Origin of the sequence: Paraburkholderia unamae, assembly GCF_003268775.1 — a bacterium.
GTDB classification, from domain to species: Bacteria; Pseudomonadota; Gammaproteobacteria; order Burkholderiales; family Burkholderiaceae; genus Paraburkholderia; species Paraburkholderia unamae.
On record NZ_QLSU01000007.1, the window covers coordinates 101,967 to 123,094 of the forward strand.

The window sequence follows — 21,128 nt, forward strand, 5'->3', positions numbered from 1 at the left end:
GCCGCGCCCGGCAACCCGCGCGGCTGACGCGCACCGCCCCTTTACGAGAGGATGCAGGCGCGCGCATCAAATCAAGTTCGAGGAGTTCCCCCAATGTTTTCCCGACGTTATCTCGCCATGTGGGGCGCGGTGCTGCTGCTTGCAGCCTGCGTCGCCGCCGCGGCGCTCCATCATCTGTCGTGGTACTGCGTGATCGTGCCCGCGCTGCTCGTTGCGCTCGGCATCTACGACATGTTCCAGGAGCGTCACGCGATCCTGCGCAACTATCCGATCTGGGGCCATCTGCGCTTTCTGTTCGAGTTCGTGCGGCCCGAGATCCGCCAGTACTTCGTCGAGGACGACACCGACGAAAAGCCCTTCTCGCTCGCCCAGCGCAGCCTCGTCTACCAGCGCGCGAAGAACGCCGTCGACAGCCGCCCGTACGGCACCGAGCTCGACGTGAAGGCCGTGGGCCACGAGTGGATCAGCCACTCGCTCGCGCCCACCAAGCTCGAAGGCAGCGACTTTCGCGTGCTCGTGGGCGGCAACCGCGCGCAGCCGTATTCGATGTCGATCTTCAACATCTCGGCGATGAGCTTCGGCGCGCTCTCCGCCAACGCGATCCGCGCGCTCAACATGGGCGCGAAAAAAGGCGGCTTCGCGCACGACACGGGCGAAGGCTCGATGTCGAAATATCACCGCGAGAACGGCGGCGACATCATCTGGGAGATCGCCTCGGGCTACTTCGGCTGCCGCAATGAAGACGGCACCTTCAGCGCCGAGAAGTTCCAGCGCCTCGCGGGCGAACCGCAGGTGAAGATGATCGAAGTGAAGCTCTCGCAAGGCGCGAAGCCCGGCCACGGCGGCATGCTGCTCGCGGCGAAAGTCACGCCGGAGATTGCCGAAACACGCGGCATTCCTATCGGCAAGGACTGCGTTTCGCCCGCGCGCCACTCGGAGTTCTCCACGCCGCGCGGCCTGCTCGAATTCGTCGAGCGTCTGCGCAAGCTCTCGGGCGGCAAGCCCACGGGCTTCAAGCTGTGCATCGGGCATCCGTGGGAGTTCTTCGGCATCGCCAAGGCCATGCTCGAAACCGGCATCCTGCCCGACTTCATCGTCGTGGACGGCGCCGAAGGCGGCACGGGCGCCGCGCCGCTCGAATTCACCGACCATATCGGCACGCCGCTCCAGGAAGGCCTGCTGCTCGTGCACAACACGCTGGTGGGCATCGGCCTGCGCGACAAGATCAAGATCGGCGCGAGCGGCAAGATCATCACGGCGTTCGACATCGCGCGCACGCTTGCGATCGGCGCCGACTGGGTCAACTCCGCGCGCGGCTTCATGTTCGCCGTGGGCTGCATCCAGGCGCAGAAGTGCCACTCCGACCGCTGCCCGACCGGCGTCGCCACGCAAGACCCCGTGCGCCAGCGCGCGCTGAACGTGCCCGACAAGGGCGAGCGCGTCTTCAACTTCCATCACAACACGCTGCATGCGCTCCAGGAGCTGATCCAGGCCGCCGGTCTCTCCAGCCCATCGGATCTGCGTGCGCATCACATCGTGCGGCGCGTGTCGTCGTATGAAGTGAAGCTGATGTCGGAACTGCTCAGATACCTGAAGCCAGGCGATCTGCTCGAAGGCCGCTATCGTTATCAGCTGTATGAGAAGTGGTGGCCGGTTGCGCGCAGCGATTCGTTTGCGCCGGCCGAGGAAAAGATCGCCTGAGACATGGCGATCGCGCCGCCGCAATGAGCGGTGCGCGGCGAATCAGGAATCAGAGGGCGCGCCTTGCGCGCGTCCTGCTGCGAACGCCCGGGGGCAATGCCATGCCGCGCCGGGCGTTGTCACGTTAGAAGCCCGTTAGTTTTGCGGCACCGTGTCGATGAACGACTGGCGCTGCGAGAGCTTCTCGTAATGGCGCGCGAGATTCGGATGCGTCTCGCGCCAGTTCAGATCCGGTACGCGGAAGTCGAGATAGCCGAGCGCGCAACCCACGGCGATATCGGCGAGCGAATAGCGGTTGCCCGCGCACCACGTGTTGCCGCCCAGCCCCTTCGCCATCGCGTCGAGGCCTTCGTGAATCTTGCGCTCCTGGCGCTTCACCCAGGCTTCGTTGCGCTGCTCCGGCGTGCGCTGCGTGCCTTCGAGGCGAATCAGCACGGTCGCGTCGAGCATGCCGTCGGCGAGCGCTTCCCAGCAACGCACTTCGATGCGCTCACGGCCCGCGGGCGGAATGAGCTTGGCCACGGGCGACAGCATGTCGACGTATTCGCAGATCACGCGCGAGTCGAACACGGCCTCGCCGTCGTCCATCACGAGACACGGGACCTTGCCGAGCGGGTTGAAATCGTGGATCGCGGTTTCCGCGGTCCACACGTTTTCGAGCACCAGCTTGTAGTCGATTTTCTTTTCGGCGAGCGTGATCCGCGCCTTGCGGACATACGGGCTGCCGAGCGAACCGATAAGTTTCATCGCACCTGCCTTTTCTGGAATCCGGCCGAAGTATACGTGGTATTCACCTTTTTCTGACGCGTAGTCTGATTTTCGTCAGCTTTTTTCCGACAGCTAATGTCAGCGAAAGACGACAACGGCACTGGCCGCGTCCCTTTGTAGTGAGGCGCTACAATCACAGCATGGACTCGAACCCGTCGACCCTCAGGCAAACCGCCCCGGCCGCCACTGGCGAAACCCACCCCGCTGCCGACGTGCAGCACGGCCCCGACGGCGGCGCCGCGCTCTATCGCGCGCGCCGCGAACGCGTGCTGGCCGCGCTGCGCGCGCAAGGCGGCGGCGTCGCGCTCGTGCCGACCGCGCCCGAAGCGCTGCGCAACCGCGACGCCGATTATCCCTACCGGCACGACAGCTACTTCTACTACCTCACCGGCTTCACGGAGCCCGAGGCGCTGCTCGTGCTCGACGCGAACGCGGGTGAGAACCAGCCCGCCGCGGTCCTGTTCTGCCGCGCGAAGAACGTCGAGCGCGAAACGTGGGAAGGCTTTCGCTACGGACCCGACGGCGCGCGCGAGGCGTTCGGCTTCGACGCCGCATTCCCCTTCGACGAACTCGACACGCGCATCCCGCAGCTCATCGCGAACCGCCCGGCGCTGCATTACGCGCTCGCGGGCTCGGAGCGCTTCGATGCGCAGGTGAAGCGCTGGATCGACGCGGTGCGCGCGCAAGGACGCAGCGGCGTCACTGCCCCCGCCGCCGCGTACGACCTGCTGCCGCTTCTCGACGACATGCGTGTGATCAAGGACGCGCACGAACTCGACACGATGCGGCGCGCCGGGAAAATCTCGGCGCTCGCCCACGTACGCGCGATGCAAACCTGCCGCCCCGGCATGCGCGAATACGAAATCGAAGCCGAGCTGCTCTATACGTTCCGCAAGCACGGCGCGCAGACGCCGGCCTACGGCTCGATCGTCGCTGCGGGCGCGAACGCCTGCGTGCTGCACTATCCGGCAGGCAACGCCGTGGCGCGCGAGGGGGACCTCATCCTCATCGACGCCGCGTGCGAGCTGAACGGTTACGCCTCCGACATCACGCGCACGTTCCCTGCGGGCGGCCGCTTCACGAGCGCGCAGCGCGAGCTTTACGACATCGTGCTCGCCGCGCAGCAAGCCGCCATCGACGCCACGCGCGCCGGGGTGAATTTCGAGGCGCCGCACGAGGCCGCCGTGCGCGTGCTCGCACAAGGGCTGCTCGATACGGGCATCGTCGACCGGCAGCGCTTTGCGAGCGTCGACGACGTGATCGCCGAGCGCGCCTATGCGCGTTTTTACATGCATCGCACCGGGCACTGGCTCGGTATGGACGTGCACGACGCGGGCGATTACCGCGAGCGCGGCGCAGCGAAAAGCGCGGAGAATCCCGACGCCCCGCCGCCCTGGCGCACGCTGCGAGCCGGCATGACGCTGACGATCGAACCGGGCCTTTATATCCGCGCGGCCGAGGACGTGCCCGAGCGCTACTGGGACATCGGCATCCGTATCGAGGACGACGCGATCGTCACCGAAACCGGTTGCGAACTCATCACGCGCGACGTGCCCGTGGCCGCCGACGCAATCGAAGCGCTGATGCAGAACGCGCAAGGCCGCGCCTGACGCGCGCGAAGACTCCAGACGAAGCGAAGCAAACGACATGAACGCAGTTTCCGGCGGCGCGAACGCGCCTACGCCGTTCGATCACGACGTGACGATCGTCGGCGCGGGTCCGGTGGGCCTCGCGCTCGCGGGCTGGCTCGCGCGGCGCAGCGCCACGCAAGGGCTTTCGATCGCGCTGATCGACGCGCGCGAGCCCGAAGACAGCGCCGGCGACCCACGCGCGATCGCCGTCTCGCAGGGCAGCCGCACGCTGCTCGAAGCGCTCGCGTGGCCGCACGACGCGACGCCCATCGAGCGCATCCATGTTTCGCAGCGCGGCCATTTCGGGCGCACGCTGATCGACCGCCACGACTACGACCTGCCCGCGCTCGGCTATGTCGCGCGCTACGGCGCGATCGTGCAGTCGCTCGCGCAAGCCGTGCGCGGCACGGGCGTGCACTGGCTCCATCACGCGCAGGCGCATGATCCGGTCGTCGAACACGACGGCGTGACGCTGCCCGTGTTGAGCGCGGGCGTCGAACGGCGCTTGCGCACGCGCATTCTCGTGAACGCCGAAGGCGGGCTGTATCGTCCGCAAACACAGCGTCCGGTGGGAGACGAAGCCGACGAAGGCGACGCAAGCAACAACCGCGACACCGCCAGCGCCCCGTCCGCGCAGGCGCGCGGCGACATCAAGCGCACGCGTGACTATGGCCAGACGGCGCTGGTCGGCGTGGTCACGCTGTCCGCGCCGCAGCCGCACGTGGCGTGGGAGCGCTTCACGAACGAAGGCCCGATCGCGCTGCTGCCGATGGGCGGCGTGCGCGGCGCCGATTACGCGCTCGTGTGGTGCTGCTCGCCGGCGCAGGCCGGGCGCCGGGCGCAACTGAACGACGCCGATTTCCTCGCCGAGCTCGGAGCCGCATTCGGCCCGCGCATGGGGCGCTTCACGCAGGTCCACGGGCGCTCGGCGTTCCCGCTCGGCCTGAACGCGCTCGACGCGCTGGTGTCGGGCCACGGCCGCATCGCGGCGGTTGGCAACGCGGCGCAGACGCTGCATCCGGTGGCCGGCCAGGGCCTCAATCTCGGCCTGCGCGACGCCCACGCACTCACCGATTCCCTCGCGCAGCATGGCGCGACGCCGCGCGCGCTCGCCGACTTCGCGGGCCGCCGCGCGTTCGACCGGCGCATGACGATCGGCGCGACCGATACGCTCGCGCGACTGTTCACCGTCGATTTCGGCCCGCTCGCCACGCTGCGCGGGCTCGCGCTCACCGCGCTGGAATTCGTGCCGCCCGTGAAAACGGCGCTCGCGCGGCAGATGATGTTTGGGCAGCGGAGTTGACCGAATCGGCAAGACAAAATCGATTCGGATGTGTGCCTCGGGCATCTACGCTAAAATAGATACAATTTGTAGATACGCTAGGGAGGATCGAAGATGGATACTGCAAAGATCTTCAAGCACGGCGGCTCGCAGGCTGTCAGGCTCCCAAAGGACTTCCGCTTCGAGACCACGGAAGTGCGAATTCGCCGTCACGGCGCTTCTGTCATCCTCGAACCGATCGCGCAAGACTGGGCATGGCTCACGCCGCTGATCGGCCCGATCGATGCCGACTTCGAAGCCGCCGCCACCACGCAACCCGCAGACCAGGAGCGGCCTGACCTGGACTTGTTCGAGTGAAGTACCTGCTGGACACAAATGCCGTGATCGCAATTCTGAAGGGCGAACCGGCTGTCATTGCGCGCCTGCGCGCGCATCAGCCCGCCGATTTCGGACTGCCTTCGATCGTCTCGCACGAGCTCTACTACGGCGCCTATAAAAGCCAACGGGCCGCTTCAAATCTGGCTCGCATCGAAGCGCTGCAATTCGAAGTCGTATCATTCGACGCCGAAGACGCGCAGCACGCCGGTGAAATCCGGGCACAACTCGCAACCTCGGGCACACCCATTGGGCCCTATGACGCGCTGATCGCCGGTCAGGCGCGCGCCCGAGGGTTGGTGCTCGTCACCCACAACGTGCGTGAATTCGCGCGCGTGAGCGAGTTGCAAGTCGAGGACTGGCAGGGCGGAGCATGAATTGCCCCACGTACATCGTCCCAGTCGCGCACTGATGCGCACAGCGCCATCACGGGGTCGAATCACACCTCCTTAAAGCGCTTTAAAGCGTTTCACCCCGCCGCAAAACAAGACCAGGGTCCGCTTAGCGCGACCTGCCATCTCGTTAACGCTAAAATACGCGTTTCCCCTTTTCAAATACACGCCGCCCGCCGCGCCAGCCGGAATTTCATCCGGGTCGCGGCAACCGGCTTCGCACGCGCGTCATGTTCACTATCGGCCGTCACACCCTGCGTAATAACCTGTTCGTCGCCCCCATGGCGGGTGTGACCGACCGGCCGTTCCGTCAGTTGTGCAAGCGCCTTGGCGCGGGCTATGCGGTTTCGGAGATGGTCGCCTCGAACGCGCAGCTCTGGAAAAGCGAAAAGACCATGCGCCGCGCCAATCACGCGGGCGAAGTCGAGCCGATCTCCGTGCAGATCGCCGGGGCCGACCCGGAAATGATGGCCGAAGCCGCGCGCTACAACGTAGCCAACGGCGCGCAGATCATCGACATCAACATGGGTTGCCCGGCCAAGAAGGTCTGCAACGTTGCGGCCGGCTCGGCGCTCCTGCAAAACGAGCCGCTCGTCGCGCGCATCGTCAAGGCCGTGGTCGACGCCGTGGGCGTGGGCCCCGATGCCGTGCCCGTCACGCTCAAGATCCGCACCGGCTGGGACCGCGACAACCGCAACGCGCTCACCATCGCGCGCATTGCGCAGGATTGCGGCATCGCCATGCTCACCGTGCACGGCCGCACGCGCGCCGACCTCTATCACGGTGAAGCGGAGTACGAAACGATTGCCGCGGTCAAAGCCGCCGCGGGCATTCCCGTGGTCGCCAACGGCGACATTACGTCGCCCCGCAAGGCACGCGAGGTGCTCGCGCTCACGGGCGCAGACGCCATCATGATCGGCCGCGCGGCGCAGGGACGCCCGTGGCTGTTCCGTGAAATCGAACATTTCCTGGCGACGGGCGAGCTGCTGCCGCCGCCGCGCGTGGACGAAATCCAGTCGATCATGAATGAGCATCTGGAGGACCACTACGCGTTTTATGGCGAGTTTACGGGTGTGCGTACTGCGCGCAAGCATATCGGCTGGTACACTCGCGGCCTTTGCGGCGCCAATACGTTCCGGCATCGTATGAATACGCTGGACACCACGCGCGAGCAGCTCGTCGCCGTCAACCAGTTCTTCGACGAGCAGAAGGCGCGTTCCGAGCGCCTCGTCTACGTCGACGACGAGAACAACAGCGGCGATGACGGCAACGACGGCGGCGAATCAACCGATCGACTGGCAGCATGAGCAAGCACAACATCGAAAAATCCGTCCGCGAGAGTCTTGGCATTTATTTCCAGGATCTCGACGGCAGCAATCCGCACGACGTCTACGAAATGGTGATGGCGTGCGTCGAAAAACCGATGCTCGAGGTGGTGCTCGAGCAGGCAGGCGGCAATCAGTCGCTGGCCGCCGAGTATCTCGGCATCAACCGCAACACGCTGCGCAAGAAGCTCCAGCAGCACGGCCTGCTGTAACGCCGCTGCGTTTTACTGGACTTTCGGCGGGGCCCCCTCGATCTCTCGGCAATCTACCTCGTTACTCATCATGATCAGGCAAGCGCTCATCTCCGTTTCCGATAAGGCCGGCATCGTCGACTTCGCGAAGTCGCTGTCGGACCTCGGCGTCAAGATTCTCTCGACCGGCGGCACCGCGAAACTGCTCGCGGACGCGGGCCTTTCCGTCACCGAAGTGGCCGACTACACCGGCTTTCCGGAAATGCTCGATGGGCGCGTGAAAACGCTGCACCCGAAGGTCCACGGCGGCATTCTCGCGCGCCGCGACCTGCCCGAGCACATGGCCGCGCTCGAAAAGCACGACATCCCGACGATCGACCTGCTCGTCGTGAACCTCTACCCGTTCGTCCAGACGGTGTCGAAGGAAGAGTGCACGCTCGAAGACGCGATCGAGAACATCGATATCGGCGGCCCGACCATGCTGCGCTCGGCGGCGAAGAACCATCGCGACGTGACCGTGGTGGTCGACCCGGCCGACTACGCGAAGGTGCTGGAAGAGATGCGCGCGAACGGCAACACCGTGAGCTACGCGACGAACTTCCGCCTAGCGACCAAGGTGTTCTCGCACACCGCTCAATATGACGGCGCGATCACGAACTACCTCACGAGCCTGACCGAAGCGCTCGAGCACAAGTCGCGCAACACCTACCCGGCCGTGCTGAACCTCGCGTTCGACAAGGTCCAGGATCTGCGCTACGGCGAAAACCCGCACCAGAGCGCCGCGTTCTACCGCGACCTCACGACGCCCGCCGGCGCGCTCGCGAACTACACGCAGATCCAGGGCAAGGAACTCTCGTACAACAACATCGCCGACTCGGACGCGGCATGGGAATGCGTGAAGACGTTCGACGCGCCGGCCTGCGTCATCATCAAGCACGCCAACCCGTGCGGCGTGGCGATCGGCACGAACGCGCTCGAAGCCTACTCGAAGGCATTCCAGACCGACCCGACCTCGGCGTTCGGCGGCATCATCGCGTTCAACCGCGAAGTGGACGAAGCGGCGGCTCAGGCCGTGGCGAAGCAGTTCGTCGAAGTGCTGATCGCGCCGTCGTTCTCGGAAGCCGCGAAGACCGTGTTCGCCGCGAAGCAGAACGTGCGTCTGCTCGAAATCGCGCTCGGCGATGGCCATAACGCGTTCGATCTGAAGCGCGTGGGCGGCGGCCTGCTCGTGCAATCGCTCGACGCGAAGAACGTGCAGCCGCACGAACTGCGCGTGGTGACGAAGCGCCACCCCACGCCGAAGGAAATGGACGACCTGATGTTCGCATGGCGCGTTGCCAAGTTCGTGAAGTCGAACGCCATCGTGTTCTGCGCGAACGGCATGACGATGGGCGTGGGCGCGGGCCAGATGAGCCGCGTGGACTCGGCACGCATCGCCAGCATCAAGGCGGAAAACGCGGGCCTCAAGCTCGCGGGCACGGCCGTGGCCTCGGACGCGTTCTTCCCGTTCCGCGACGGCCTCGACGTGGTGGTGAACGCGGGCGCGACCTGCGTGATCCAGCCGGGCGGCTCGATGCGCGACGACGAAGTGATCGCCGCCGCCGACGAGCACAACATCGCGATGGTGATGACGGGCATTCGCCACTTCCGTCACTGATCTTCGCCGCTCTGGTTTCATTCGGTTGCATGCGGCGCGTGACCTGCACGTGACGCGCCGCCTGTGCAAAGCCCGCTGGACGCCAGTCTCGCGGGCTTTTTCTTTGCGCGGGACGCCTGGGTCGCCCGCGCCTTCAAGGCTCGCGGCATCTGTGCCGTTCGTTGTACCATCGCAGGCACATCCGCATTTCCCGCATTTCATGAGAATTCTCGGCATCGACCCCGGCTTGCGCGTCACCGGCTTCGGCGTGATCGAACGTCACGGCCATCAGCTCACGTACGTCGCAAGCGGCGTCATCCGTACCGCCGATGCCGATCTGCCCACGCGCCTCGGCACCATCTTCGAAGGCGTCTCCACGCTGATCCGCCAGCACGCGCCCGACCAGGCCGCGATCGAAAAGGTCTTCGTCAACGTCAATCCGCAGTCGACGCTCCTGCTCGGCCAGGCGCGTGGCGCGGCCATTTGCGGACTCGTCTCGGGCGGCGTGCCGGTGGCCGAGTACACCGCGCTGCAACTCAAGCAGGCCGTGGTCGGCTATGGCCGCGCGACCAAGGAACAGATGCAGCAGATGGTCGTGCGCCTGCTCGCCCTCACGGGCGTGCCCGGCACCGACGCCGCCGACGCGCTCGGCATGGCGATCTGCCATGCGCACAGCGGCGATACGCTGGCCACGCTCGGCGGGCTCGCGCCGGCGCTCGCGAAGAAAGGCGTGCGGGTGCGGCGCGGGCGTCTGATTGGCTGAATGCCCGGCGGCTAGACGGGCATAAGCGCCCTGGCCGAACGATCAACGTTCCGGCTGCGCGCTCCGCGCGGCCCTGCCCTCCGCTACACTCTCCACCTTTCCCTCATCACAGAAACCGCCATGATCGGTCGCATTGCCGGCGTATTGCTGGAAAAGAACCCGCCGCACCTGCTCATCGACTGCAACGGCGTCGGCTACGAAGTCGACGTGCCGATGAGCACGTTCTACAATCTGCCCGGCACCGGCGAAAAAATCGTGCTGCTCACGCAGATGATCGTTCGCGAAGACGCGCACCTGCTCTTCGGCTTCGGCACGCAGGAGGAACGCGCGACGTTTCGCGAGCTGCTCAAGATCAGCGGCATCGGCGCGCGCATGGCGCTTGCCGTGCTCTCCGGCATGAGCGTGAACGACCTCGCGCAGGCGGTCACGCAGCAGGACGCGGCGCGCCTCACGCGCGTGCCCGGCATCGGCAAGAAAACGGCCGAGCGTCTGCTGCTCGAACTCAAGGGCAAGCTCGGCGCGGACCTCGGCGCGATGGCCGCCGCCGCTTCGCCTTCCGACCACGCGAACGACATCCTCAACGCCCTGCTCGCGCTCGGCTATTCGGAGAAAGAAGGCCTCGCCGCGATCAAGAACGTGCCGGCCGGCACCGGCGTTTCCGAGGGCATCAAGCTCGCGCTCAAGGCGCTTTCCAAGGTCTGATTCCCGCGCGCGCACGCGGGTCCGGCAGTTAGTTGCAAGCGCTGACGCGGCGCGCGGGACGGCCCCGCCGCTGCATAGACCGCGCGGTACGCGCGGTACAATCGTTGGATGATCGAAACCGACAAACTCGCCGCCAACCATGCCGGCGCCGACCGCGTGATCGCCGCCACGCCCGCCTCGTCACGCGAGGAAGCGTTCGAACGCGCATTGCGCCCGCGCCAGCTCGACGAATATGTCGGCCAGGAAAAGGTACGCGGTCAGCTCGAAATCTTCATCGAGGCCGCCAAGCGCCGCTCCGAACCGCTCGACCACGTGCTGCTGTTCGGGCCGCCGGGCCTCGGCAAGACCACGCTCGCGCACATCATCGCGCGCGAAATGGGGGTCAACCTGCGGCAGACGTCGGGCCCGGTGCTGGAGCGCGCGGGCGATCTCGCGGCACTGCTCACCAATCTCGAAGCCAACGACGTGCTCTTCATCGACGAGATTCACCGGCTCTCGCCGGTTGTCGAGGAAATCCTGTACCCGGCGCTCGAGGACTATCAGATCGACATCATGATCGGCGAAGGGCCGGCCGCGCGCAGCGTGAAGCTCGACCTCCAGCCGTTCACGCTGGTGGGCGCGACCACGCGCGCGGGCATGCTCACGAATCCGCTGCGCGACCGCTTCGGCATCGTCTCGCGTCTGGAGTTCTACAACGCGAGTGAGCTCTCGCGCATCGTGCAGCGCTCCGCTTCGCTGCTCGGCGCGCAGATCCACCCTGACGGCGCGTTCGAAATCGCGCGCCGCTCGCGCGGCACGCCGCGTATCGCGAACCGCCTGCTGCGTCGCGTGCGCGACTATGCCGAAGTGAAGGCCGATGGCGCGATCACCGCGAACGTTGCCGACGCCGCGCTGCGCATGCTCGACGTCGACCCCGTGGGCTTCGACCTGATGGACCGCAAGCTGCTCGAAGCGATCCTGCACAAGTTCGACGGCGGTCCGGTGGGCGTTGACAACCTCGCCGCCGCGATCGGCGAGGAACGCGACACGATCGAGGACGTGCTCGAGCCGTACCTGATCCAGCAAGGCTATTTGCAGCGCACGCCACGCGGGCGCGTGGCCACGCAGCTCAGCTACCGCCACTTCGGCCTCACGGTGCCGGACGACGCATCGACGGGCGGCGACTGGGACCCGGACGCGTCGTAAGGCGCGCGAACGTCAACGCAGCACGAGCGAGAGCACGATGTCCGATCACGCCGGCCGTCCTCCCAACGCTCCCGAGCCGACCGGCTTCGCCGGCCAGCTCGCGCGCCGCTTGCGCATGACGCTCGCTGAAAGCGTCACGCATCTCACCACGGGCAGCGGCCCGAAGCTCGATTATTCGAATCCGCCGGGCGACCCCGGCCTCTTCGGCCCCGACGCCGTATGCTGGAAGGTCCACGCCGATTTCGCCGCGATGATGGCGGGCGGCGTCAGCGCGTTGCTGCTGCAAGCGCTGCATCCGCTCGCGCTCGCCGGCGTGTGGGACCACTCCACGTTTCGCACCGACATACTCGGGCGGCTGCGCCGCACTGCGACCTTCATCGCGGGCACGACCTACGGCAGCCGCGCCGACGCGCTGGCCTTGATCGAACGCGTGAAGCAGATCCACCTGGCCGTAACAGGCACCGCGCCCGATGGCCGCCCCTACCGCGCGAGCGATCCCGTCTTGCTGACGTGGGTGCACGTGGCCGAGGTCTCGAGCTTTCTCGGCGCGTATATACGCTACGTGAACCCCGCGCTGCCGGGCGAGGCCCAGGATCAGTACTACGCCGAAGTCGCGCAGATTGCCGAACTGCTCGGTGCCGTGAACGTACCCCGGTCGCGCGCGCAAGTGTCGGCGTATCTGCAATCGATGCAGCCCGAACTCGTCGCGAGCGAGCGCACGTTCGAAGTCGTGCGCGTGCTCATGGAGGCGCCCGCGCCGCGCCCGGCCATGCGCCCCGCCGGCGCGCTCATCCGCAATGCGGGCATCGACCTGTTGCCGCCCTTCGCGCAGCAGATGCTCGGCTTCGACTCGTTCGCCTTCGCGCGCCGCGCCGTCGTGCGGCCGGGCATGCGCGCCGTCGCACCGGTGCTGCGCTGGGCCCTCGTCAACGGCGTGTCGAAACGCGCGCGGCGGCGGGCTGCTGCCGCCAAGCCCACGCAATAAGCCGATAAGCCCTAGGGCACGCGATAAAAAAAGCGGCCAACCCGCTCGCGCAGGTTGGCCGCTTCATTTGCAGCGCATCGAGGCGCGTGCGTCCTTACATCTTCACCACGTCGAGCAGCGTCTTCTTGCCTGCCTTGTAGTTGTACAGCGAGATCACGCCGTGCTTGAGGTCGCCCTTCGCGTCGAAGCTCGTCTCGCCGATCACGCCCTTGTAGTCCGTGGTCGGGATTTGCGCGAGGATCTTCGCGTGGTCGGTGGAGTTCGCGCGCTTCATCGCGTCGACGATGATGTACACCGCGTCATACGTGAACGGCGCGTCGAATTCGATCGGGTGACCGAAGCGCTTCTCGTACTTCGCCGCGAACGCCGCGCCGCCGTTCATGCGCTCGACCGCCATGCCGGCCTGCGAGCAGACGATGTTGTCCGTCGCCGGGCCCGCGAGCTGCGCGAGGCTTTCCGTGCACACGCCGTCGCCCGACAGCACCTTCGCGCGCAGGCCGAGCTGCTTGGCCTGCTTCGCGAACGGGCCGCCGGTGGCGTCCATGCCACCGTACATGATCGCGTCGGGGTTCTCGCCCTTGATCTTCGTGAGAATCGCGCGGAAGTCCACGGCCTTGTCGTTGGTCGCGTCGTGCGAGAGCACCTTCATGCCGAGCGACTTCGCGGTCTTCTCGAACTCGTTCGCGAGGCCCTGGCCGTAGGCGGTCGAATCGTCGACCACGGCCACGGTCTTCACGTTCAGGCTCTTGGCCGCGTAGTCGGCGAGTGCCGGACCTTGCTGGGCGTCGGTCGCGACCACGCGATACGTGGTCTTGAAGCCCTGCTGCGTGTACGACGGATTGGTCGACGACGGCGAGATCTGCACGATGCCCGCATCGCTGTAGATCTTCGACGCCGGGATCGACGCGCCCGAGTTCAGGTGGCCGATCACGGCCGCGACCTTGTCGTCGACGAGCTTCTGCGCGACCTGGGTAGCCTGGCGCGGGTCGGCGGCATCATCCTGGGCGTCGAGCACGAGCGTGACCTTCTGGCCGTCGATCGTGAGGCCCTTGGCGTTGATTTCCTCGATGGCGAGGCGTGCGCCGTTTTCGTTGTCCTTGCCGAGGTGGGCCGAGCCACCCGTGAGCGGACCGACGTGGCCGATCTTGACGACCTGGTCGGCCGACGCATTGCCCGACATGGCCGCGAGCGCGATAACTGCCGCGCTCACCGGCAGCAGCTTGTGAAGCTTGTACGTCATTGAACTCTCTCCTGCGATTTTTTCTGGGAACTACCCGTTCGTATGCAACCCTCGGCTCGCCGCCTCACGCTCTTGTTGCGCGTGCGTCCCTCTTCAACGCAGGGCCGGGCGGATAGCCCGGTGGCCAGCGTGCCCAAAGGTCGGACAAATGTTAGCAGGCTGCTTAACTTTGTGGTTGGGCTTTGGAAAGAACCTGCAAGCGGCGGGTAAGGACGAGCGGAGAGCAGCCGCGAGCAGCGCGCCGCAGGGGAAAGGCAGGAAGAGAAAAGCGCGGCAGAACGCCGCGCTTCGTAGCGAGTCGGCTTAGCGCCCCGCTTCGGGCGTGCGCTTGAAGCCGTCGTCGGCGCTCGCGCCGCCCAGATGGGTCACGTCGCCCCATGCGACGACGCGCGCCTGCGTGACATAGCCATCGCGCTCGAAATCGACGATGTTCACGCTCGTATTGAGCAGTTGCCACGCGCGCGGTTCGTCGAGCGCGAGGCCGTTCGCGAAGCGGTACACGCAGTCGAGCACGCCGCCGTGGGCGACGCAGGCAATACGGCCGCCCGGATGCATGGCGAGAATCGGCTCAAGCGCATGCAGCACGCGATGGTAGAACTCGCGCTGCGACTCGCCCTCGGGCGGCTCGAAGCCGGGGTCGCGCGTTTGCCAATGCGCGTATTCGTCGGGAAAGCGCTCGGAAATCTCGTCGCTGTCGTGGCCCTGGAAGGCGCCGTAGTTACGCTCGCGCAAGCCTTCAGTGAGTTGCACCGGCAGGCCCAGCACCTGGGCAACAGGTTGTGCGGTCTGTTGCGCGCGCAACAGGTCGCTGGACCAGATCGCGTCGAGCCGCGCGCCCGCCTGCGCTTCCTGCGCGAAGCGCGCGCCAAGCTGCTGCGCCTGCGCCACGCCGCTTTCGGCGAGCGGAATGTCGATATGCCCCTGAATCCGCTTGATGCGGTTCCAGGCCGTTTCGCCGTGGCGGATGAAGAGGATCTGCGTGGTCATAGTCAAAAGCGCATGGCTCAGTTGCGCACTTGCAGCCAGAACGTCACGGGGCCGTCGTTGACGAGCGACACCTGCATGTCGGCGCCAAACTCGCCGGTCTCGACGGTGGGATGTTTCTCACGCGCGGCGGCGACGAAATAGTCGAAGAGACGCCGCCCCTCGTCGGGCGGCGCGGCCGGCGTGAAGCTCGGGCGCAGGCCGCTGTTCGTATCGGCCGCGAGCGTGAACTGCGAAACGAGCAGCAGGCCGCCCGCCCCGCCGTTGCCGTCGATGTTCTGCACCGGCAGGTTCATCTTGCCCGCCGCGTCGCTGAACACGCGATAGCCGAGTAGCTTCGCGAGCAGCTTGTCGGCACTCGCTTCGGTGTCGCCGCGCTCCGCGCAAACCAGCGCGAGCAGCCCCTGGCCGATCGCGCCGGTCACGCGCTCGCTGTTACCGTCCGCGACGCGCACCTCGGCGCGCTGCACACGCTGGATCAGCGCAATCATGCCGTGAGCGTCACGCGCGCGAAGCGGCGCTTGCCCACCTGCACGACGAACTCGCCCGCCTCGACCTTCAGGCCCTTGTCGGACACGGTGGCGCCGTCGATCTTCACGCCGCCCTGCTCGATGTTGCGCAGCGCCTCGCTGGTGGAGGGCACGAGTCCCGCCTGCTTGAGCAACTGGCCGATGGCGAGCGGCGCACCCGCGATCGTGACCGACGGAATGTCGTCCGGCACGCCGCCCTTCGCGCGGTGGTTGAAGTCTTCGAGCGCGCGCTCGGCGTCGCCCTGCGAGTGAAAGCGCGCGACGATTTCCTGTGCGAGCAGCACCTTGAAGTCGCGCGGATTGCGGCCCGCCTCGATCTCGCGCTTGAAGCCTTCGATTTCCGCCATCGGACGGAACGAGAGCAGCGTGAAATAACGCCACATCAGCGTGTCCGAAATGGACATGAGCTTGCCGAACATGTCGTTGGGCTTCTCGCTGATGCCGATGTAGTTGTTCTTCGACTTCGACATCTTCTCGACGCCGTCGAGACCTTCGAGCAGCGGCATCGTGAGAATGCATTGCTGCTCCTGGCCGTACTGCTTTTGCAGTTCGCGGCCCACGAGCAGGTTGAACTTCTGGTCCGTGCCGCCGAGTTCCAGGTCGGCGTTCAGCGCGACCGAGTCGTAACCCTGCATGAGCGGGTAGAGGAATTCGTGGATCGAAATCGGCACGCCGCCCTGGAAGCGCTTGGTGAAGTCCTCGCGCTCCAGAATGCGCGCAACCGTGTAACGCGATGCGAGCTTGATCATGCCGTCGGCGCCGAGCGGCATCGACCATTCGCTGTTGTAGCGGATCTCGGTCTTTTCACGGTCGAGCACCAGCGCGGCCTGCTCGAAATACGTTTTCGCGTTCGACTCGATCTGCTCGCGCGTGAGCGGCGGACGCGTGGCATTGCGGCCCGACGGATCGCCGATCAGCGAGGTAAAGTCGCCGATCAGGAAGATCACGGTATGGCCGAGATCCTGCAACTGGCGCATCTTGTTGAGCACGACCGTGTGGCCGATGTGGATGTCGGGCGCGGTCGGGTCAAGACCGAGCTTGATGCGCAGCGGCTTGCCCGTGGCCGCGCTGCGGGCGAGCTTCTGCTCGAATTCTTCTTCGATCAGCAGCTCGTCCACGCCGCGCTTCGTGACGGCGAGCGCGTGACGGACTTCGTCGGTGACCGGAAAGGCGTCTTTTGCGCCGCTGTTGGCACCGCTGTTGGCGCCGTTGCTGGAGGTGGACTCGGTGCTCATGCTTCGATCGTATCGCTCGTTAAGTCTGGGTCTAGACCGCGATTTTACGTGATTCGACTCGCCTGGCCGAAGTTTGCGGCCTCATGCGCGCACCAAAACTCGCGCCTGGCTCACGTACGGGCGGGAGCGCGCTCCACCCGCGGCACGCCCTTCGCTCGCGCCTGCCAGAGGTCGTAAGCCATCTGCATGGCAAGCCACAGGTCGGCACGGCCGCCGTTTTCCGCGCCAAGCCACGCCTCCAGGCGCAGCGCCATTTCGGGGGAGATGCCGGCGCGCCCGTTGAGCACGCGCGAAAGCGCGGCGCGCGTGACGCCGAGCTGCGCCGCGGCCTCGGTCACGGTGAGCCCCAGTTCGGGGAGGATGTCCTCGCGCAACGTTTCGCCAGGGTGCGGCGGGTTGTGCATGCGTATCGTGTCGTTCATCTTGCTCGTGCCTCGGTGGTCATCGTCAATAGCAGGTGTCAGTGGTAGTCGTGATAGTCGACGAGGATCGCGTGGCGGCCTTCGAACGCGAAGGTCAAGCGCCAGTTGCCGTTGACGCTGACCGCATGGTGCCCGTCGAAACGGCCGTCCAGCGCATGGCAGCGCCAGCCCGGCACGTTCATGTCATGCGGCGACTCGGCCTCGTCGAGCCGAGCCAGTTGGCGCCTCAGACGCGGTATGTGATCGGGCCGGATGCCCGCCTTGGTGCCGGTGAAGAACAGCGCCTTCAGCCCTTTGTGATTCCACGACTTGATCATGATTCTCCAGACCAGGCAGATCGAACATGAATGGGTCTGGAGCCTGGCGGGGCCAGTTGGCCTTGGTACGCGCCCTCCGTATAGCGTATAGCCACACTATACGAATTCGCCATTGTGAGGTCAACGTATTGCAAGCAGAGGTTGATCTCGCGCAGGGCTCCAGCGCCGCCCGTCCCTGAGCGGCCAGAAAGAGCGTCCCACGGCGCGAGGGGCCGCAACAGTCAGCCATTCGGCTTACGTTTGAGCGACATTGCCCCGATAATCTCCTGCACGGGACTGAAACCGCATTCACGAAAGGAGTACAACGTGGCGCCACGCGACGCACGAAACGAGAGCGCACACGCCGCCGACGGCGTGTATTTCGGCCTGATGTCGGGCACCAGCATGGACGGCGTGGACGGCATTGCCGTGCGCTTCGAGGCGGGCCAGCGGCCGGTGGTGCTGGCCGAGGCGTTCGTGGGCTTCGCGCAGGGACTGCGCGAGGCGCTCTTTTCGTTGCAGCAGCCTGGCGAGAACGAGATCGAGCGCGAGGCGCTCGCCGGCAATGCACTGGCGGCCCGCTACGCGGTGTGCTGCCACGAATTGCTGCGCGCGGGCAATCTCTCCGCCGACGGCGTGCGCGCGATCGGCGCGCACGGCCAGACCGTGCGGCATCGGCCCGAGAAGGGTTACACGGTGCAGATCCAGAATCCGGCGCTGCTCGCGGAGCTCGCCCACATCGACGTGATCGCCGACTTCCGTAGCCGCGATGTCGCCTCGGGCGGCCAGGGCGCGCCGCTCGTGCCCGCGTTTCACGCGACGCTGTTCGGCTCGCAGGAAGAAACGCGCGTAGTCTGCAATCTTGGCGGCATCAGCAACATCACGGTGCTTTCGTCCACGGGCGCCGTGCGGGGCTTCGACTGCGGCCCCGCCAACGCGCTGCTCGACCTCTGGGCCGAACGGCATCTGGGCAAGCCTTACGACGAGAACGGCAAGTTCGCCGCGAGCGGCAATCTGCATCAGCCGCTGTTGAACGCCCTGCTCGACGAGCCGTTCTTCGAGCAGCAGCCGCCCAAGAGTACGGGCCGCGACCTCTTCAATGCCGCGTGGCTCGACGAAAAGCTCAAGGGCTTCGAATCGCTCTCGCCCGCCGACGTGCAAGCGACGCTCGTCGCGCTGACCGCCGTGAGCGTGGCGCGCGAAATCGAACGCCACGCGAGCGATTGCCGCGCGGTGTATGTCTGCGGCGGCGGCGCGCGCAATCCCGCGTTGATGGCGGCGCTCCAGAAAGCGCTCGAAACGGGCGGCGTGGCCGGGGTGCCGGTCATGACAACCGAGGCACTCGGCGTGCCGCCGCATCAGGTCGAACCGCTCGCCTTTGCGTGGCTCGCCATGCGCTGCGTGGCGCGCGAGCCGGGCAATCTGGCGGCCGTGACCGGGGCGGCGGGCGAGCGCGTGCTCGGCGCGATCTACCCGCGCTGAGCGCGCAGGACGGCCACGCGCTGCATCAATAAAAAACGGGGCCAAAGCCCCGTTTTCATTTCAGCCAGGCCGTTCGATCAGACCGAGAACGACGAACCGCAACCGCACGTGGTGGTCGCGTTCGGGTTCTTGATGACGAACTGCGCGCCGTTGAGATCGTCCTTGTAGTCGATCTCGGCGCCGACGAGGTACTGATAGCTCATCGAGTCGATCAGAAGTTGCACACCGTTGCGGTTCATCACGGTGTCGTCTTCGTTGACCGCCTCGTCGAACGTAAATCCGTACTGGAAGCCCGAACAGCCGCCGCCCTGCACGAATACGCGCAGCTTCAGCTCCGGGTTGCCTTCCTCGTCGATCAGTTGCTTGACCTTGTCAGCCGCTGCTTCGGTGAAAACGAAGGGACCGGGCATTTCGGTCGCGGTGGTTTCGGTGACAGTGCTCATTCGAACTCTCCAGAAAAACTTCTAGCCGCTATTGTAGGGCTGTTCCTCAGATCGTGCTTAAGCCCACAAAATCAAGGGTTTCTCGCCCACGACAACAGCGCGCCAGATGTGCAAAAGCCGCCCGGCGCATGGCAGCGCGGACGGCTTTTGCAGCAGCGCCGTGCCCCGCGAGGGGCACAGGCCAAAGCGCCAATCTGAAATTAACGCTTCGAGAACTGCTTGCGGCGACGTGCCTTGTGGAAACCGACCTTCTTACGTTCCACTTCACGTGCGTCACGGGTGACGAAGCCAGCTTGCGACAGTGCCGGCTTGAGCGTCGCGTCGTAGTCCATCAGCGCGCGCGTGATGCCGTGGCGAACTGCGCCGGCCTGGCCGGTTTCGCCGCCGCCGTTCACGTTCACCTTGATGTCGAACGTCGTGCCGTGGTTCGTGAGTTCCAGCGGTTGACGCACGATCATGAGCGACGTTTCGCGCGAGAAGTAGTCGGCGATGGGCTTGCCGTTGACGATGATCTCGCCCTTGCCCGACTTGATGAAGACACGAGCGACTGCGCTCTTGCGGCGGCCCGTACCGTAATTCCAGTTACCGATCATGTGGGCTCCCCTTAGATCTCGAGCGCCTTCGGCTGTTGAGCCGAGTGCGGATGCGTTGCGTCTGCGTAGACCTTGAGCTTCTTGATCATCGCGTAGCCCAGCGGGCCCTTCGGCAGCATGCCCTTCACGGCCTTCTCGAGCGCGCGGCCCGGGAAGCGTTCTTGCATCTTGCCAAACGTCGTTTCGTAGATACCGCCCGGGTAGCCCGAGTGACGGTAGTACTTCTTGTCCGTGGTCTTGTTGCCCGTGACCTTCAGCTTGCCGGCGTTAATGATGATGATGAAATCACCAGTGTCGACGTGCGGGGTGAACTCAGGCTTGTGCTTGCCGCGAAGACGGCGTGCCACTTCGCTGGCGACACGGCCGAGAACCTTATCCGTCGCGTCAATCACGTACCATTCGCGCTGCACTTCATGTGCCTTGGCGGAAAAAGTCTTCATGATCGATCCAAAAAATATGCTGTGCCCTGATTCGGTCCTGCTTGTATGGTGACGCTCGTTGGCGCCGGCGCAGGCTCTCCCTGGCTGAGGTTCCCCATGAAATTCCATGAAGGCTTGCCCCAGTTTCCCGCGGGCATGGATGCGGGAAACCCACGATTATAAAGGAAAAAATCCGCGGGAGCCAAGTTTTTGGTGCCGCGCGCGTGCCAAGCCCGCCCCCACCTGGCGATTTGTGCGCTTCTTGCTGTCATCTCGCGTTTATTTGACGCATATCGCCCTTATTCGGACGGACGCTTGTTTTGGATCGAGTGACGCGTCACACAATCAATCCGGATTTCAGGGAATGGTCAAGCGCAGGGTCGGTCTGGCCGACGATCACCCCATCATCATGGATGCGCTGGAGTCGGCGCTGGTGGGCTCGGGTGAGTGAATGAAAGCGGGAATAAAAAAAGCCCGAACGCACTGGTTCGGGCTTAATCCACCTTTTGGAGGAGGGTGGAGGAGACATGCTGAGGTGTCGTGAAACA

24 protein-coding genes are annotated in these 21,128 nt (G+C 65.5%); 14 read left to right on the forward strand and 10 right to left on the reverse strand.

The genetic code is table 11. The annotated features are described in order from the left end of the window. Positions 1-93: 93 nt before the first annotated feature. On the forward strand, positions 94-1,701 hold the full coding sequence (locus tag C7401_RS13620) for an FMN-binding glutamate synthase family protein (protein WP_112171915.1): 1,608 nt from the start codon (positions 94-96) through the stop codon (positions 1,699-1,701). Between the two features lie 135 nt (positions 1,702-1,836). Here the strand turns inward: C7401_RS13620 and C7401_RS13625 are convergent, their stop codons facing one another. Continuing rightward, on the reverse strand, positions 1,837-2,448 hold the full coding sequence (locus C7401_RS13625; protein WP_112171916.1) for a glutathione S-transferase C-terminal domain-containing protein: 612 nt from the start codon (positions 2,446-2,448) through the stop codon (positions 1,837-1,839). A gap of 161 nt (positions 2,449-2,609) precedes the next feature. On the opposite strand from C7401_RS13625, the gene C7401_RS13630 reads away from it, so the two are divergent. The 11 genes from C7401_RS13630 to C7401_RS13680 all read left to right on the forward strand — a co-directional run bounded on the left by C7401_RS13630 (position 2,610) and on the right by C7401_RS13680 (position 12,936). Continuing rightward, the gene (locus tag C7401_RS13630) at positions 2,610-4,079 is read left to right on the forward strand and encodes an aminopeptidase P N-terminal domain-containing protein (RefSeq protein ID WP_112171917.1); all 1,470 of its coding nucleotides are present in this window, start codon (positions 2,610-2,612) and stop codon (positions 4,077-4,079) included. A gap of 37 nt (positions 4,080-4,116) precedes the next feature. Further along, positions 4,117-5,403 carry a UbiH/UbiF/VisC/COQ6 family ubiquinone biosynthesis hydroxylase gene (locus tag C7401_RS13635; RefSeq protein WP_112171918.1) on the forward strand — a complete coding sequence of 429 codons (1,287 nt, stop codon included), beginning with the start codon at positions 4,117-4,119 and terminating at the stop codon, positions 5,401-5,403. Between the two features lie 93 nt (positions 5,404-5,496). Next, on the forward strand, positions 5,497-5,739 hold the full coding sequence (locus C7401_RS13640; RefSeq protein WP_112171919.1) for an antitoxin: 243 nt from the start codon (positions 5,497-5,499) through the stop codon (positions 5,737-5,739). Further along, positions 5,736-6,134 carry a type II toxin-antitoxin system VapC family toxin gene (locus C7401_RS13645; protein WP_112171920.1) on the forward strand — a complete coding sequence of 133 codons (399 nt, stop codon included), beginning with the start codon at positions 5,736-5,738 and terminating at the stop codon, positions 6,132-6,134. The genes C7401_RS13640 and C7401_RS13645 overlap by 4 nt, the downstream gene beginning before the upstream one ends. Positions 6,135-6,379: 245 nt before the next feature. Next, the gene (gene dusB, locus C7401_RS13650) at positions 6,380-7,456 is read left to right on the forward strand and encodes a tRNA dihydrouridine synthase DusB (protein WP_112171921.1); all 1,077 of its coding nucleotides are present in this window, start codon (positions 6,380-6,382) and stop codon (positions 7,454-7,456) included. Further along, the gene (locus tag C7401_RS13655; protein ID WP_112171922.1) at positions 7,453-7,686 is read left to right on the forward strand and encodes a Fis family transcriptional regulator; all 234 of its coding nucleotides are present in this window, start codon (positions 7,453-7,455) and stop codon (positions 7,684-7,686) included. Before dusB ends, C7401_RS13655 begins: the two co-directional genes overlap by 4 nt. 70 nt (positions 7,687-7,756) lie before the next feature. After that, positions 7,757-9,322 carry a bifunctional phosphoribosylaminoimidazolecarboxamide formyltransferase/IMP cyclohydrolase gene (purH, locus tag C7401_RS13660; protein ID WP_112171923.1) on the forward strand — a complete coding sequence of 522 codons (1,566 nt, stop codon included), beginning with the start codon at positions 7,757-7,759 and terminating at the stop codon, positions 9,320-9,322. Between the two features lie 199 nt (positions 9,323-9,521). Further along, positions 9,522-10,064 (forward strand): crossover junction endodeoxyribonuclease RuvC, encoded by a 543-nt coding sequence (gene ruvC / locus C7401_RS13665; RefSeq protein ID WP_112171924.1) that lies wholly within the window; start codon positions 9,522-9,524, stop codon positions 10,062-10,064. A gap of 120 nt (positions 10,065-10,184) precedes the next feature. Then, positions 10,185-10,766: a Holliday junction branch migration protein RuvA gene (gene ruvA, locus C7401_RS13670; RefSeq protein ID WP_112171925.1), complete on the forward strand. Its 582-nt coding sequence runs from the start codon at positions 10,185-10,187 to the stop codon at positions 10,764-10,766. Between the two features lie 108 nt (positions 10,767-10,874). Continuing rightward, a complete protein-coding gene (gene ruvB, locus C7401_RS13675; RefSeq protein WP_112171926.1) occupies positions 10,875-11,951 on the forward strand; it encodes a Holliday junction branch migration DNA helicase RuvB in 1,077 nt (358 codons plus the stop codon). Positions 11,952-11,988: 37 nt separating this feature from the next. Continuing rightward, positions 11,989-12,936, forward strand: a complete 948-nt coding sequence (locus tag C7401_RS13680; protein WP_112171927.1) for an oxygenase MpaB family protein — start codon at positions 11,989-11,991, stop codon at positions 12,934-12,936. 94 nt (positions 12,937-13,030) lie between these two features. Here the strand turns inward: C7401_RS13680 and C7401_RS13685 are convergent, their stop codons facing one another. From C7401_RS13685 to C7401_RS13710, 6 genes are all read right to left on the reverse strand, one after another. Continuing rightward, positions 13,031-14,176, reverse strand: coding sequence for a branched-chain amino acid ABC transporter substrate-binding protein (locus C7401_RS13685; RefSeq protein ID WP_112171928.1), 1,146 nt, complete (start codon positions 14,174-14,176; stop codon positions 13,031-13,033). Between the two features lie 303 nt (positions 14,177-14,479). Beyond that, a complete protein-coding gene (locus C7401_RS13690; RefSeq protein ID WP_112171929.1) occupies positions 14,480-15,163 on the reverse strand; it encodes a histidine phosphatase family protein in 684 nt (227 codons plus the stop codon). A 17-nt stretch (positions 15,164-15,180) separates the two neighbouring features. After that, positions 15,181-15,651 (reverse strand): D-aminoacyl-tRNA deacylase, encoded by a 471-nt coding sequence (gene dtd / locus C7401_RS13695; RefSeq protein ID WP_112171930.1) that lies wholly within the window; start codon positions 15,649-15,651, stop codon positions 15,181-15,183. Next, a complete protein-coding gene (tyrS, locus tag C7401_RS13700; RefSeq protein WP_112171931.1) occupies positions 15,648-16,925 on the reverse strand; it encodes a tyrosine--tRNA ligase in 1,278 nt (425 codons plus the stop codon). Before tyrS ends, dtd begins: the two co-directional genes overlap by 4 nt. A 110-nt stretch (positions 16,926-17,035) precedes the next feature. Next, positions 17,036-17,347 carry a HigA family addiction module antitoxin gene (locus C7401_RS13705; protein ID WP_112171932.1) on the reverse strand — a complete coding sequence of 104 codons (312 nt, stop codon included), beginning with the start codon at positions 17,345-17,347 and terminating at the stop codon, positions 17,036-17,038. A 38-nt stretch (positions 17,348-17,385) separates the two neighbouring features. Beyond that, the gene (locus C7401_RS13710) at positions 17,386-17,664 is read right to left on the reverse strand and encodes a type II toxin-antitoxin system RelE/ParE family toxin (protein WP_112171933.1); all 279 of its coding nucleotides are present in this window, start codon (positions 17,662-17,664) and stop codon (positions 17,386-17,388) included. Between the two features lie 306 nt (positions 17,665-17,970). On the opposite strand from C7401_RS13710, the gene C7401_RS13715 reads away from it, so the two are divergent. Further along, entirely contained in the window at positions 17,971-19,125 is a 1,155-nt protein-coding gene (locus C7401_RS13715; protein WP_224039053.1) for an anhydro-N-acetylmuramic acid kinase, read from the forward strand. A gap of 77 nt (positions 19,126-19,202) precedes the next feature. Here the strand turns inward: C7401_RS13715 and erpA are convergent, their stop codons facing one another. The 3 genes from erpA to rplM all read right to left on the reverse strand — a co-directional run bounded on the left by erpA (position 19,203) and on the right by rplM (position 20,601). Beyond that, positions 19,203-19,568, reverse strand: a complete 366-nt coding sequence (gene erpA / locus C7401_RS13720) for an iron-sulfur cluster insertion protein ErpA (RefSeq protein WP_112171934.1) — start codon at positions 19,566-19,568, stop codon at positions 19,203-19,205. Positions 19,569-19,768: 200 nt separating this feature from the next. Continuing rightward, a complete protein-coding gene (gene rpsI / locus C7401_RS13725) occupies positions 19,769-20,161 on the reverse strand; it encodes a 30S ribosomal protein S9 (protein WP_112171935.1) in 393 nt (130 codons plus the stop codon). Positions 20,162-20,172: 11 nt separating this feature from the next. After that, on the reverse strand, positions 20,173-20,601 hold the full coding sequence (gene rplM / locus C7401_RS13730; RefSeq protein WP_027795838.1) for a 50S ribosomal protein L13: 429 nt from the start codon (positions 20,599-20,601) through the stop codon (positions 20,173-20,175). A gap of 106 nt (positions 20,602-20,707) precedes the next feature. Between rplM and C7401_RS44365 the strand changes: the two genes are divergently transcribed. After that, positions 20,708-21,031 carry a hypothetical protein gene (locus C7401_RS44365; RefSeq protein WP_146757920.1) on the forward strand — a complete coding sequence of 108 codons (324 nt, stop codon included), beginning with the start codon at positions 20,708-20,710 and terminating at the stop codon, positions 21,029-21,031. The last annotated feature ends 97 nt before the right edge of the window (positions 21,032-21,128 follow it).

Coding starts and splice junctions, on each gene's coding strand:
- tyrS (WP_112171931.1), bottom strand. CDS start 16,925: ATGAGCACCGAGTCCACCTCCAGCAACGGCGCCAACAGCGGTGCCAAC.
- dtd (WP_112171930.1), bottom strand. CDS start 15,651: ATGATTGCGCTGATCCAGCGTGTGCAGCGCGCCGAGGTGCGCGTCGCG.
- rplM (WP_027795838.1), bottom strand. CDS start 20,601: ATGAAGACTTTTTCCGCCAAGGCACATGAAGTGCAGCGCGAATGGTAC.
- erpA (WP_112171934.1), bottom strand. CDS start 19,568: ATGAGCACTGTCACCGAAACCACCGCGACCGAAATGCCCGGTCCCTTC.
- C7401_RS13705 (WP_112171932.1), bottom strand. CDS start 17,347: ATGAACGACACGATACGCATGCACAACCCGCCGCACCCTGGCGAAACG.
- C7401_RS44365 (WP_146757920.1), top strand. CDS start 20,708: ATGAAGGCTTGCCCCAGTTTCCCGCGGGCATGGATGCGGGAAACCCAC.
- rpsI (WP_112171935.1), bottom strand. CDS start 20,161: ATGATCGGTAACTGGAATTACGGTACGGGCCGCCGCAAGAGCGCAGTC.
- purH (WP_112171923.1), top strand. CDS start 7,757: ATGATCAGGCAAGCGCTCATCTCCGTTTCCGATAAGGCCGGCATCGTC.
- C7401_RS13690 (WP_112171929.1), bottom strand. CDS start 15,163: ATGACCACGCAGATCCTCTTCATCCGCCACGGCGAAACGGCCTGGAAC.
- C7401_RS13685 (WP_112171928.1), bottom strand. CDS start 14,176: ATGACGTACAAGCTTCACAAGCTGCTGCCGGTGAGCGCGGCAGTTATC.
- ruvC (WP_112171924.1), top strand. CDS start 9,522: ATGAGAATTCTCGGCATCGACCCCGGCTTGCGCGTCACCGGCTTCGGC.
- dusB (WP_112171921.1), top strand. CDS start 6,380: ATGTTCACTATCGGCCGTCACACCCTGCGTAATAACCTGTTCGTCGCC.
- C7401_RS13710 (WP_112171933.1), bottom strand. CDS start 17,664: ATGATCAAGTCGTGGAATCACAAAGGGCTGAAGGCGCTGTTCTTCACC.
- C7401_RS13635 (WP_112171918.1), top strand. CDS start 4,117: ATGAACGCAGTTTCCGGCGGCGCGAACGCGCCTACGCCGTTCGATCAC.
- C7401_RS13640 (WP_112171919.1), top strand. CDS start 5,497: ATGGATACTGCAAAGATCTTCAAGCACGGCGGCTCGCAGGCTGTCAGG.
- C7401_RS13625 (WP_112171916.1), bottom strand. CDS start 2,448: ATGAAACTTATCGGTTCGCTCGGCAGCCCGTATGTCCGCAAGGCGCGG.
- C7401_RS13630 (WP_112171917.1), top strand. CDS start 2,610: ATGGACTCGAACCCGTCGACCCTCAGGCAAACCGCCCCGGCCGCCACT.
- C7401_RS13680 (WP_112171927.1), top strand. CDS start 11,989: ATGTCCGATCACGCCGGCCGTCCTCCCAACGCTCCCGAGCCGACCGGC.
- C7401_RS13655 (WP_112171922.1), top strand. CDS start 7,453: ATGAGCAAGCACAACATCGAAAAATCCGTCCGCGAGAGTCTTGGCATT.
- ruvA (WP_112171925.1), top strand. CDS start 10,185: ATGATCGGTCGCATTGCCGGCGTATTGCTGGAAAAGAACCCGCCGCAC.
- ruvB (WP_112171926.1), top strand. CDS start 10,875: ATGATCGAAACCGACAAACTCGCCGCCAACCATGCCGGCGCCGACCGC.
- C7401_RS13620 (WP_112171915.1), top strand. CDS start 94: ATGTTTTCCCGACGTTATCTCGCCATGTGGGGCGCGGTGCTGCTGCTT.